The sequence below is a fragment of the Tolypothrix sp. VBCCA 56010 genome, assembly GCF_050875635.1.
Taxonomy (GTDB): Bacteria; Cyanobacteriota; Cyanobacteriia; order Cyanobacteriales; family Nostocaceae; genus Hassallia.
Window position 1 is genome coordinate 80,992 of sequence record NZ_JBPAOH010000006.1, and the last position, 12,999, is coordinate 93,990.

At 43.5% G+C, this 12,999-nt stretch carries 11 protein-coding genes; 8 read left to right on the top strand and 3 right to left on the bottom strand.

Translation table 11 applies throughout. From position 1 onward, the window contains the following. Window positions 1-259: 259 nt before the first annotated feature. Window positions 260-526 (bottom strand): hypothetical protein, encoded by a 267-nt coding sequence (locus tag AABK37_RS03650; RefSeq protein WP_432550243.1) that lies wholly within the window; start codon window positions 524-526, stop codon window positions 260-262. A gap of 149 nt (window positions 527-675) precedes the next feature. Here AABK37_RS03650 and atpD point away from each other — a divergent pair, with 149 nt between their 5' ends. From atpD to AABK37_RS03670, 4 genes are all read left to right on the top strand, one after another. Continuing rightward, window positions 676-2,124, top strand: a complete 1,449-nt coding sequence (atpD, locus tag AABK37_RS03655) for a F0F1 ATP synthase subunit beta (protein WP_432550244.1) — start codon at window positions 676-678, stop codon at window positions 2,122-2,124. Window positions 2,125-2,310: 186 nt separating this feature from the next. Then, window positions 2,311-2,724: an ATP synthase F1 subunit epsilon gene (gene atpC / locus AABK37_RS03660; RefSeq protein ID WP_432550269.1), complete on the top strand. Its 414-nt coding sequence runs from the start codon at window positions 2,311-2,313 to the stop codon at window positions 2,722-2,724. A gap of 328 nt (window positions 2,725-3,052) precedes the next feature. Beyond that, the gene (locus AABK37_RS03665; RefSeq protein WP_432550245.1) at window positions 3,053-5,143 is read left to right on the top strand and encodes an SPFH domain-containing protein; all 2,091 of its coding nucleotides are present in this window, start codon (window positions 3,053-3,055) and stop codon (window positions 5,141-5,143) included. A 176-nt stretch (window positions 5,144-5,319) separates the two neighbouring features. After that, window positions 5,320-7,068, top strand: a complete 1,749-nt coding sequence (locus AABK37_RS03670; protein WP_432550270.1) for a protein kinase domain-containing protein — start codon at window positions 5,320-5,322, stop codon at window positions 7,066-7,068. 177 nt (window positions 7,069-7,245) lie between these two features. Here the strand turns inward: AABK37_RS03670 and AABK37_RS03675 are convergent, their stop codons facing one another. Beyond that, a complete protein-coding gene (locus tag AABK37_RS03675) occupies window positions 7,246-7,545 on the bottom strand; it encodes a 30S ribosomal protein PSRP-3 (RefSeq protein ID WP_432550246.1) in 300 nt (99 codons plus the stop codon). Between the two features lie 170 nt (window positions 7,546-7,715). Between AABK37_RS03675 and AABK37_RS03680 the strand changes: the two genes are divergently transcribed. From AABK37_RS03680 to AABK37_RS03695, 4 genes are all read left to right on the top strand, one after another. Then, window positions 7,716-8,186, top strand: coding sequence for a DUF29 domain-containing protein (locus AABK37_RS03680; RefSeq protein ID WP_432550247.1), 471 nt, complete (start codon window positions 7,716-7,718; stop codon window positions 8,184-8,186). A 45-nt stretch (window positions 8,187-8,231) separates the two neighbouring features. Further along, on the top strand, window positions 8,232-9,020 hold the full coding sequence (locus tag AABK37_RS03685) for a TIGR01548 family HAD-type hydrolase (RefSeq protein ID WP_432550248.1): 789 nt from the start codon (window positions 8,232-8,234) through the stop codon (window positions 9,018-9,020). Window positions 9,021-9,108: 88 nt separating this feature from the next. Next, a complete protein-coding gene (locus AABK37_RS03690) occupies window positions 9,109-10,566 on the top strand; it encodes an alpha-amylase (protein WP_432550249.1) in 1,458 nt (485 codons plus the stop codon). Between the two features lie 67 nt (window positions 10,567-10,633). After that, window positions 10,634-12,022 (top strand): cytochrome P450, encoded by a 1,389-nt coding sequence (locus AABK37_RS03695; protein WP_432550250.1) that lies wholly within the window; start codon window positions 10,634-10,636, stop codon window positions 12,020-12,022. Window positions 12,023-12,197: 175 nt separating this feature from the next. On the opposite strand, the gene AABK37_RS03700 is transcribed toward AABK37_RS03695, so the two are convergent. Then, window positions 12,198-12,965 (bottom strand): FkbM family methyltransferase, encoded by a 768-nt coding sequence (locus AABK37_RS03700; protein WP_432550251.1) that lies wholly within the window; start codon window positions 12,963-12,965, stop codon window positions 12,198-12,200. Window positions 12,966-12,999 lie beyond the last annotated feature (34 nt).

The following is a 12,999-nucleotide window of genomic DNA, read 5'->3' on the forward strand; positions in this document are numbered from 1 at the left end:
ATATCTTATGCTGTGTCGATGTGTTGCTTACCCTTATCTTAAAGACAATCAGAAGATTTGGACATCTATTCACACAGCTTTCATCGAAGGTAAATACCCAATGTAGTAAAGTTGACTTGTATATCTTTCTAAATAATTTATTACATTTATCGGAATGAACGCACGCGAATTCAAGTCTTGTAGGGGCAATTCATGAATTGCCCCTACGTGAAATCAATTGGTAAGACGAAGGAAGTGCGTAAGTCCTAATTTAGATTAATCAGGTTTTGCGAAATGTCATTGGCATCGCGTGTATTAGATATTCAGAGTGAAATGGTATAGAACTGCTGCCTAAGTGCGCGATCGCGCTTTGGCGGCAGCTTTTTTCTTTTCGGCGTAGGATAGGATAATTTCTCACAGCTATGTTGAGCGCATACAAAGCAAGCGTGCGAATATCAGCCACGAAGAGCGAGCGATCGCGGTTTGCTCTATGCCAAATCAAAACACTTTTTTGCTCTCTAGTCTGACCCAAAGCCTTTAGGATCATAGTCTGCTGCCTACTTGAGGACATCAGTCTTAAGAATCAATTTATGGCGAAGATAGGAGTCGTTCGGTGATAACCTGGAAGATGAAACGTTAATCTTAAGTCGCCGACGACCCTATCACCAAATATAGCTTCATTTATTAGCACCCAGCATGGTCACCACCGCAGAAAAAACTAACATAGGCTACATTACTCAAATTATTGGTCCGGTTGTAGACGTTAAATTCCCCACCGGGAAAATGCCGCAAATCTACAACGCTTTGCTCGTCAAAGGCACGAACGAAGGCGGACAGGAAATTTCGCTGACTTGCGAAGTGCAGCAGTTGCTGGGCGATAACCAGGTGAGAGCCGTTTCCATGAGCACCACCGATGGCTTAGTCCGTGGCATGGAAGCCGTTGATACTGGCGCTCCCATCAGCGTGCCCGTTGGTAAAGTTACCTTAGGACGGATTTTTAACGTTCTTGGCGAACCCGTAGACAACAGGGGACCAGTCAATACTGAGGACAAATTACCGATTCACCGCGCTGCTCCCCTACTCACCGAACTGGAAACCAAGCCTTCCGTGTTCGAGACAGGAATTAAAGTTGTTGACTTGCTAACACCCTATCGACGTGGCGGTAAAATTGGTCTGTTCGGTGGTGCAGGGGTCGGTAAGACCGTGATCATGATGGAATTGATCAACAACATCGCGACTCAACACGGTGGTGTGTCCGTATTCGCTGGTGTAGGTGAACGGACTCGTGAGGGTAATGACCTCTACAACGAAATGATTGAATCTGGGGTAATCAATAAAGACAACCTCAACGAGTCTAAAATTGCTCTAGTTTACGGTCAGATGAACGAGCCACCCGGAGCAAGAATGCGGGTTGGTTTGTCTGGTTTGACAATGGCTGAGTACTTCCGAGATGTGAATAAGCAAGACGTGCTGCTGTTTGTTGACAACATCTTCCGGTTCGTACAAGCAGGTTCTGAAGTATCGGCGCTACTAGGTCGGATGCCGTCTGCTGTAGGATACCAGCCTACATTGGGAACCGACGTAGGGGCACTGCAAGAGCGGATTACCTCTACCAACGAAGGATCTATTACTTCGATTCAAGCCGTGTACGTACCTGCGGATGACTTGACTGACCCCGCACCTGCAACCACCTTTGCTCACTTGGATGGTACAACAGTGCTGTCTCGCGGTTTGGCAGCAAAAGGAATTTATCCGGCTGTAGATCCGTTAGGTTCCACTTCCACCATGTTGCAACCCAACATTGTGGGTGACGAACACTACAACACCGCTCGTGCTGTACAAGCAACTCTGCAACGTTACAAAGAACTGCAAGACATCATCGCCATTCTTGGTTTGGATGAATTGTCAGAAGACGATCGCCTGATCGTATCTCGTGCCCGCAAAGTTGAGCGTTTTCTATCTCAGCCCTTCTTTGTAGCAGAAGTATTCACCGGTTCTCCTGGTAAATACGTAAAATTGGAAGACACCATCAAAGGCTTCCAAATGATTCTTGATGGCAAATTGGACGAGCTGCCCGAACAAGCGTTCTACTTGGTAGGCGACATTAACGAAGCGATCGCCAAAGCTGAAAAGCTCAAAAGCTAATTAGTTAATAGGTAATGGGGCATGGGGCATGGGGCATGGGGCATGGGGGAGGCAGTGCGTTGGAAAGGCTAGAAGCGACAGTCACGCATGTGGCATCATGGGGCATCGAAAGAATCTCTTATTCCCCTTGCCCAATGCCCATTGCCCATTGCCCATTGCCCAATTACCAATCATCATTTACCAGATATGACCCTAACTGTTCGTGTAATTTCTCCAGATAAAACAGTGTGGGATGCCGCAGCTGAAGAAGTGGTGTTGCCCAGTACTACTGGTCAGCTAGGTATTCTCACAGGACATGCGCCACTCTTGACCGCTTTGGATACAGGTGTGATGCGAGTACGTGCAAATAAAAATCAGAATTGGACAGCGATCGCTCTCATGGGTGGTTTTGCCGAAGTCGAAGAAAACGAAATTACAATTCTGGTTAACGGTGCGGAAAAAGGCGACTCAATTAACCTTGAAGAAGCCCGTGCTGCTTTCAATCAAGCAGAAACCCGCGTGAATCAAGTGCAAGCAGAAGACCGCCAAGCCCAAATCCAAGCAACACAAGCTTACAAACGCGCTCGCGCACGCTTTCAAGCTGCCGGCGGTATGGTATAAACATCCAATCTGCCCAAACTTAAGTTAGGGAATAATATTCTTCCCAACAAATAAGAACTCCTCCTAGCAACTTTCTATGAGGAGTTTTTATTCTCATAAAGCGAGATTTTTTTATGAAAAAGTAGTAAGCGATTCATCGCTTAATTCAGCCACTTAAGTGCCTACTACGAGATTAAATTTACATTTTTATTATGATAGCATTTCACGAAAATTACGAAAATCTCGGTAGTAATAAATTTTTGTATACAAGTGCAACAAGTTTAAGAAATGTGGGGAACTCTTGGTGAAGTAATAGTTTAGATAATTGTTGCCCAGAGGGGCAAGTTTTATGCAAAGCCGTAAAAATTCCTTTGATAGCCGTCAGCCAAATAAAATATTTCGTTTTGCAACATCGCTCTTTGCTTCTTTGGCGATCGCTACTACAATTCAAGCAGCAAGCGCCGCTCCCACAAAAATTTCCACCACACAAGAAACTACCGACCCATCAGTCCAGGTAAGTCAAGTCAAGCCGATTGCCCAACTTAAAATTGATAGCAGCAAATATCAGGCAATGCAGCTTAATCCGTGGGGACTGATTCCCATCGTTATTGTCGGCGGTTTAGTCGTATTTGTCCCCCTCTTCTTTGGCGGACTGGTGGTAATTGGCGAACGTGAAGTTGGCATTGTCATCAAAAAATTTGACATTTCTGGACGCAAACTCCCCGCAGGACGGCTAATAGCCCTAAATGGCGAAGCAGGCTTGCAAGCCGATACCCTTGCTCCTGGGTGGCACTGGGGCTATTTACCTTGGCAGTACTCAGTCAAAAAAGAACCGGTAGTAGTTGTCCCCCAAGGTGAAATCGCTCTCATCGTTGCCGCAGATGGCGCACCCATCCCCCCAGAACGCATTTTAGGCAAAATCGTCAATTGCGACGATTACCAAGATGCGCGGAAATTCTTGACCCAAGGGGGAGAAAGAGGTCGGCAAATGGGTTTTCTCACCGCTGGTACTTACCGCATCAACACCGCTTTATTTAAAATAATTACGGCGGCAAATGCTAACGCACATGGCATGAGTGCTGAACAGTTGCGGGTGTACAGTCTTGCCGCAGATAAAGTTGGCATCGTCACCACTTTAGATGGTATTCCTATTCCCGCCGGTGAAATGGCTGGACCTGTAATTGACGGACACGACAATTTCCAAAATACTCAGAAATTTGTCGATGCTGGTGGAAGACGCGGTTTGCAAGAGCAAATTCTGCTTTCTGGTTCTTGGAATCTCAATCCTTGGTTTGTCCAAGTTGAGCAAGTAGCGATGACGGAAATTCCTATCGGCTATGTAGGTGTGGTAATTTCCTATGTGGGTAAGGCACATCAAGATGTCAGTGGAGCAGCATTTACTCACGGTAATTTGGTAAATGTGGGACACAAAGGTGTCTGGGTGGAACCGTTGTATCCGGGTAAGCATCCAATTAATAGCCGCATCATGAAGATTGAATTGGTGCCAACGACTAATATAGTTTTAAATTGGTCTGGTCGCACCGAACGTCACAGTTATGATGCCAAATTAGCTTCTTTGACGGTGCGTTCTCAAGATGGGTTTGCTTTCGATTTGGAAGTAGCGCAAATTATTCATGTGGGTGCTTTGGATGCGCCAAAAGTGATTTCCCGCGTCGGCTCGATGCAAAATCTGGTAGATCATGTGTTGGAACCGACTATCGGTAATTACTTCCGCAACTCGGCGCAAGATTACAGTGTACTTGACTTTTTGACGGCACGCAGCGAACGGCAGGCGGAAGCGGCTGAGTATATTAAGGCTGCGTTACGCTGTTATGATGTGCAGGCGATTGATACTTTGATTGGTGATATTCTCCCGCCAGCAGCTTTAATGCAAACACAGACAGACCGTAAAATTGCGGAGGAACAACGCAAGACTTATCAAGTGCAAGAATTCGCTCAAACCCAGCGCCAACAATTAGTTCGGGAAACGGCGTTGGCGGAGATTCAGCAAGAAATGGTGAAGTCCGAGCAGAGTGTTAAAATTGCTGAATTGAAGGCAAACGCGCAGATTAAACAAGCTACCGGTCAAGCGGAAGCAACTCGCTTGCAAGCTGTGGGTGAAGCTGAAGGTATTCGGGCTGTTGGTAATGCGAAAGCGGAAACTTACAGCGCTGGTGTGGAAGCTTTGGGAACGCAAGGATATACGGCGATGCAATTAATGCAAATTATAGGCGATCGCAATGTTCGTCTTATCCCAGATGTTCTCGTCGGTGGTAGCAATGGCACCAGTAACGGCTTGGTAGATGGGCTATTGTCGATGATTTTATGGAATCAACAAACTGCAAAGCCGGGTGATGTGAAGTCGCCTTTGGAGGTAAAATCACACAACGGTAATTCGCCGTTGGTTGTTGATTTTTCCGCAAATAAATCAAATCAGTAGTTTATTGTAGAGACGTTCCGGTGGAACGTCTCTAAAATTAATTAGGGATTTTATAACGCAAAATTAGGAAAAAACGAACCGCAGAGGACGCAGAGTACACAACGAGTAGGAGTTGTAGAGGGTTTTTGCGTAATGCTGAAGTTTGAATTTATCGTGTTTAAATTTCTTTGAAGGGTATTTTGAGTTTTTTACAAGAACGTTACCGTTTACTTAAGTTGATAAGTCAAGGGGAATTTTACAAGGTTTTTCTTGCCGTGGATGAAAGTCGATTTCCTGTAGTTCGTTGTGTGGTTGAAGAATTCTCGCTGCAAATTGTCGGTTTTGAGCGAAGAAGGCAACTTTTAGAAGAAATTGGTAAGCATCCGCAAATTCCCGCAATTATAGCATATTTTCAGCAGGAAGGGTATTTTTATTTGGTACAGGAGTTTATTGAGGGTAGCAATTTAGCTGAGGTGCTTGAGGATGAGGGTGTTTTTAGTGAAAGTCAGATTTGGCAACTTTTAGAAAATTTGTTGCCTGTTCTCAAGTTTATTAGCGATCGCCATATCATTCACGGCAATATTAAACCCGAAAATATCATCCGCACAAAAGCGGGGGATTTGGTTTTAGTCAATTTTGCTACAGCTAAATTTGTGCCGAAAATCGACTTTTTTACAGAGCATGGCAATATCGGCAGTCCAGAGTATGCGGCTCCTGAGCAAATTAAGGGTAAATGCGTGTTTGCAAGTGACCTTTATAGCTTAGGTGTAACTTGCATTTACTTGCTTACGCATATTCCGCCGTTTGATTTATTTGATGTCGCTAATAATTGCTGGGCTTGGCGAGATTATCTTACCACCAAAGTAAGCGATCGCTTGGCGAAAATCCTTGACAAGTTGCTGTCCAACGCTGTTAACCGTCGCTTTCAAAATGCTGACGAAGTTATGGAAGCAATGGGTATTAAATCCCCACTCGAAAATCTCCAATCCAAAATCTCCAATCCAAAATCCAAAATCCAAAATCCTCCGTGGCAATGTTTGCACACTTTGACTGGATATGATGTATTAAGTAATGTAAATTCAATTGCGATTAGCCCTGATGGTAATATTTTGGCTAGTGGCAATGATGACAAAAGCATTATATTCTGGGATTTAAATACATTTGAAGCGATCGCCAATCTTGGGGGACATTCCCAAGCAGTAACATCAGTTGCTTTCAATTACGATGGAAAGCTTTTGGCGACAGGTAGCGATGATAAAACTATCAAAATTTGGGATGTTCGCAACTTCCAAGAGATTTTCACGTTAAGAGGACATTCCCACGCTGTTAAATCAGTTGCCTTTAGCCCAGATGGAAAGCTGCTAGCTAGTGGTAGCTGGGATAAAACAGTCAAAATCTGGGATGTTTATTCTGGCGAAGAAATTTGCACTTTGACTGGACATAAATTACAGATCGGTGCAGTTGCGTTTAGTCCGCAATCAAAGCTTTTGGCAAGTGCTAGTTTTGACAGAACTATTCGCTTGTGGAAGTTGTCTGCTGAATTGCAAAATGAATTGAAAAACCGCCCTTATCAAACACTTATAGGTCATGCAAGAGCGGTTTTAACAGTCGCTTTCAGTCCGGATGGTCAAATTTTGGCGACGGGTAGCGATGATAACACTATTAAATTGTGGGAGGTGAACACTGGTAAGTTAATTCGTACACTTTCCAGTCATTCCTGGTCGGTGGTGACACTAGCTTTCAGTGCCGATGGGGAAACATTGATTAGTGGAAGTTGGGACAAGACGATTAAGCTTTCTGGGGTAAACACAACAGCAGAAATTGCTACTTTATCTGGTCATGTAGACTCAGTGTTTACCGTTGCTGTCAGCCCTGTTGCACTGATTGCTAGTGGCAGCAGGGACAAGACAATCAAACTTTGGCAGCTTGTATCGCAATCAACTTAATTATGCGATACTAGGCGCTGTTTTCAAACTGCCTAACACCCTAAAGGGTGCAGCTATACGAACCAAGTCCGCCTACGCGGACTACGGAAAAATAGCGTTCTTAGCCTGCGTAGGCAGGCTTTGTTCGTATAGCTCCAGGCTTCCAGCCTGAAAGATAATAGGAATTGAAAACACGCACTAAGCGCTACCTGTGAAGGTAACTTCCGGAAATTTCAGTTGAGCCTCAGCCATTGGACGGTTTCTGCCTTCTTCTTGCCAGTAGTTGATTACTTCTGTTCCTTTGTTGAGCAACTCAACGCGATCGACATCACTAATCCAGTGTTTTGACTCAAGCTCTTTTTTTAACTCTTCCCAGGCATCATTTCTGGGCCAGAAAAAGTACTTAGTCAAGGGACTTGTGCCTTTGCCGACAACTTGATCGACCGCCAAGGCGACGTTTTCATCCAACCACAAAATCTTCAAAATAAACTTGGTCAATCATACCTCCGCTAATTTGTGTGTTTTAAGGAATTAACTCATGCGATCGCTTATTTTAACGCAATACCTCACTAAATGGGCAATCGGGTATTATAAGCAATTCAAGAAGGAGAAATCCATTTTTCTAGAAAGGCTACTATAAAGTGTAGTCGGCGCTTTCAGAGATGTTTATGACTGCCCAACTGCCTCAATCTCAAACGACATCTTGTTCAGAGTTATACGAGCAAGACTTTTACTTGTGGATTCAAGCAACTATAGAATTGCTCAAGCAAGGTCGGCTCACAGAACTGGACTTAGAAAATTTGATTGAAGAAATTGAAACAATCGGCAGGAGTGAAAACAAAGCACTCAGAAGCAATTTGTCAGTGGTGCTGATGCATCTATTAAAATATAAGTATCAAGCTGATAAGCGCTGTGGTAGTTGGCGAGCCACGATTCGGGAACATCGCAAACGCCTTAGACAAGCTCTAGAAGAGAGTCCTAGCCTCAAACCTTTTTTATCTGAGGTTTTCGCCCAGTGTTATGACGATGCGAGGCTGTTGGCTGCCGATGAAACTGAATTGGATTTGATTATCTTAAGCGAACAATCTCCCTTTACACCAGAAGAAGTCCTCAACCCTGATTTTTTACCTGAGTCATGATATCACGCTTTATTATGAGGTAAAACTCTTTTGCTATAAGCGCCCATGACTCAAGAAACTTCTGCAAAAGCCATCGTAGTCTTTGATATTGACGGTGTGATCCGCGATGTTGGCGGTTCTTACAGACGAGCGATCGCCGATACTGTAGAGCATTTTACGGCAAATGCGTATCGCCCGACATCATTAGATATCGACCAGCTCAAGTCTGAAGGCGTTTGGAATAACGATTGGGAAGCATCCCAAGAGTTAATTTACCGCTATTTTCAAACTCAAGCTATACCCCGCGAGCAATTGCAACTGAACTACAACACGATTGTCGCCTTTTTTCAATCGCGTTACCGAGGACCCAACCCGGACAATTGGACGGGATATATCTGCGATGAGCCGTTATTGTTAGAGTCTAGCTATTTAGAGCAACTAACATCAGCTGGGATTGGCTGGGGATTTTTTAGCGGTGCAACTCGCGCTTCCGCTAATTATATTTTGCAAAAACGCTTGGGTTTAAAGTCGCCTATACTAGTGGCGATGGAAGATGCACCAAGTAAACCAGACCCTACCGGACTTTTCGCTACTATTCGTCTGTTGGCTATTGACAAATTACAGCCAGTGATATATGTGGGAGATACGGTAGCAGATATGTACACGGTGGAGAAGGCGCGAAGTGTTGAACCTGACCGCACTTGGATTGGTGTAGGTATTTTACCGCCGCATGTGCAGGAGACGGTAGCGCGTCGTGAAGCTTATGCCGAGACATTGCGAGAAGCGGGAGCGGCGATAGTTTTGAGCAATGTGCAAGAATTAACATCAGTGCAGATTCAGGAATTGTTGCGGTAACGCAAACCTAAATAAATTCTGGAGATGTTTGGATGCGTGACAAAAAAGACTTAGGCTAACACGAAAGATTCTGAATTAAGGCGATCGCATGACCAACGGCGTAATAATGCAATATTTCCATTGGTACATCCCCGATGATGGTAGCCTATGGAATCAACTGAACAAAACGGCTCACGAGTTAAAGAGTGCAGGCTTCACAGCTTTATGGCTACCCCCAGCTTACAAGGGTAGTGGTGGCGGTAGAGATGTCGGCTACGGAGTCTACGATTTATTTGATTTGGGTGAGTTCGATCAAAAAGGCAGTGTCCGCACAAAATACGGAACACGCGATCAATATCTGACAGCAATTAAAACCGCTCAAAATGCGGGTATTCAAATCTACGCCGATGTCGTTTTCAACCATAAAGATGGTGGAGATGAAACAGAACGCATCTGGGCAGAGGAAATGGATTGGAATGATCGCAACCGTCCAGTCAGCGATTGGTATGAAATTGAAGCTTATACCAAGTTCAATTTTTCTAATCGTGGAGATAAATACTCCAGCATGAAGTGGCATTGGTGGTGCTTTGATACATTATCCTACAATGCAGCCACCCAACGAGGTGATAAACTCTACCGTATCAAGAACAATAACTTTGAGACAGAAGTTAGTCACGAACACGGTAACTATGACTATTTGATGGCGAACGACTTGGATATGGGTAACGAGTTCGTGCGCGGTGAATTGATGTATTGGGGACGTTGGTTTGTTGATACCACAGGTGTAGATGGCTTCCGGATTGATGCTGTCAAACATATTCGTTCCAGCTTTTTCCGCGATTGGTTGAACCACCTACGAGTGCATTTTGGCGGGCGAGAATTATTTAGTGTGGGGGAGTACTGGTCACAGGATATCGATGCGCTACACGGCTATATTGCTGCTAGCGATGGGCGGTTATCGTTATTTGATGCGCCACTGCATTTTAAGTTTCATCAAGCAAGCCGCCAAGGTAATAGTTTCGATATGCGATCGCTTTTTGACAGAACTTTAGTTAAAGAACAACCAAGCAAAGCTGTCACTTTTGTCGAAAATCACGATACCCAACCGTGTCAATCGTTAGAATCCCCAGTTGAACCTTGGTTTAAACCTTTAGCGTATGCATTAATTTTGCTACGTCGCGAAGGTTATCCTTGCGTTTTTTATGCAGACTATTACGGAGCGCAATATCATGATAAGGGACGTGATGCAACTCTTTATTCTCACCGTTTCTTGATTGATAAGTTTTTGAAAGCGCGTAATGAATACGGTTTTGGCGACCAACACGATTACTTTGACCATCCGAATACTATCGGTTGGACGCGCTTGGGTAATAGCGAACATCCGGGGGCAATGGCTGTAGTGTTGACCAACGGTGAATCTGGCAGCAAGTGGATGAATATGTTTCGAGCAAATGCAGCTTTCTACGATTCCACCGGACATATCCAAGAAATTGTTTATACTAACAGTGACGGATGGGGAAATTTCTCTTGTCCGGGTGGTTCTGTGTCAGTTTGGTTGCAAAAGTAGTAAGGACTTTAGTCCTTCATTATATGAGGACTGAAGTCCTCACTACGAACTTACGAGGAAGTGAAAAATGCCTACATTTAAACTGCCTGATGGTCCTCAGACTCACCCTTGGATACAGACATTTCAGTGGCTGACTCGTCCTTTAGAATATATGGAAGAGTGTACTAAACGCTATGGTGATATCTTCACCCTGAATTTTAGACAAAATTCTGCTCCTCAAGTATTCATTAGCAACCCCCAAGTGATTCAGCAGATTTTTACTACTGATCCAAAATTATTAGACTCCGGTGAGCCAGCAGGTATAAAATCCCCTTTATTAGGACAATACTCACTGATAGCGCTAGATGGAAAGCCCCACCAACGGCAAAGAAAGCTGTTGACACCGCCGTTGCATGGAGAACGGATGCAGGCTTATGGTCAGTTAATTAGTGATATTACCGAACAAGTAACTAGTCAATGGCAGGTTGGGGAAACTTTTGCAGTGCGACCGTCCATGCAAGCAATCTCTTTTCAAGTGATTTTAAAAGCTGTATTTGGTTTAGAAGATGGACCGCGCTATGAGAAACTTAAGGAACTTCTGATTGAAATCCTCAATCCCAAAGTACCTATCCTTAGAACACTGCTGTTGATTTTTCCAGCATTGCGGCAAGATTTAGGAGCGTGGAGTCCTTGGGCAAAGTACCTGCGTCTACGCTCCTCAATTAACGAACTTATCTACGCGGAAATTCGGGAACGCAAAGAAAAACTTGATTCATCTCAAACTGATATTCTATCTTTGATGATGGCTGCTCGTGATGAAGCAGGAGAGCCAATGACAGAGGTAGAATTACGTGATGAGTTGATGACTTTGTTGGTAGCAGGTCACGAAACTACTGCAAATACTTTATCATGGGCGCTGTACTGGATTCATCATCTGCCGCAGGTGCGTGAAAAACTTTTGCAAGAACTGGATAATTTAGGTGAACAGCCCGATCCTAACGTTATTTTGCGCTTACCCTATTTAAATGCTGTCTGCTCGGAAACACTGCGGATTTACCCAGTCGCGATGTCAGCTTTAAATCGACTGGTAAAATCACCATTACAAATCGGGGGATACACATTTGAGCCTGGTACTCTACTGGTTCCCTCTATTTATTTAACTCATCATCGAGAAGATTTGTATCCTCAACCAAAGCAGTTTAAGCCAGAGCGTTTTTTAGAACGTCAATTTACCCCCTATGAATACTTACCCTTTGGTGGTGGTAATCGTCGCTGTATTGGGATGGCGTTTGCCTTGTTTGAGATGAAACTGGTTTTAGCGACAATTCTGTCTGATTGGCAAATGGAACTGGCTGATAGCAAACCTGTGCAAGCAGTGCGTCATGGTCTTTTATTTGTGCCAGCAGGAGGTGTGAAGATGGTAGTAAAGGGTAAGCGTCCTCAAAATGAGCGTGTTTTGGAGACTAGCTTGAGTTGATATTGAAGAGTATAAAGAGGATTTCTACTAGAAAATGTTGGAACCCTTTTAAAGGGGTTCCTGCTCTGCTTGTCCAATTCCTCACTCAGAGCGATCAAGAATACATCAGCGCTTAGAATTCAGTTTGGGCTTTCATACAAAATAATTCTCTCATTCCCAAGGACTGACTTTTTAACTAAGACACAGCTTTTTTCTTCACATAAAAGGCATCTCCCCAGGATGGATGAAATGGTGTTGTTGTTGCGACACGCTTAAAGCCATGCATTTCTAGAAATTCGTCAATTTGGTAAATTATTGCACATCCCTCATATAGTTCTCTATAATTGACTTCTGTGTTGATAGCTTCAATATACTTCAAGGTGTTTATTGCTCCCTGAAAAGCTATAAGTTCAGCGCCTTGAATGTCAATGTTTATAATATTGAAATCCGATGGTTCTAGTTGCTCTTCTTGGAGTAGGCTATCAAGTGTTTTCGACGGAACTATGACTTGATGAGTCTCTACAATAGATGGGTAAATTTGTTTGTGATATTTCAATGGCAAAATTGAACTACTTAAATCATTTGAAGTCACATATAAAGTTGTTTTTCCATCTGAGTTAGTGATAGCACAATTGGCTGATAGAATATTACTATTATCTTTGATATTTTCTTTCATTTTATCGAATACAACAGGGTTAGCCTCAATAAAAAAAATGTTTTTGATACCCATTTCTCTATACAAATTTATTTCTCGACCTTCATGTGCACCAATATGAATCACACCACGTGGAATCACAGAATGCTTATTACAAAGATATTTCATATCAAGCATCAATTGTTTTCTAGTTTGTCGCCCTATCATTGGGCCAACCTGTATCTTGATAATTTTTAAGATAGTTAGTAAAAAGACAGATGGAAACAATAATAATCTGGCTATTCTTTCTAAACGATACTTGTTTACCATTTTTTCTTGATTGATATGATTATTTTTGTCCTAA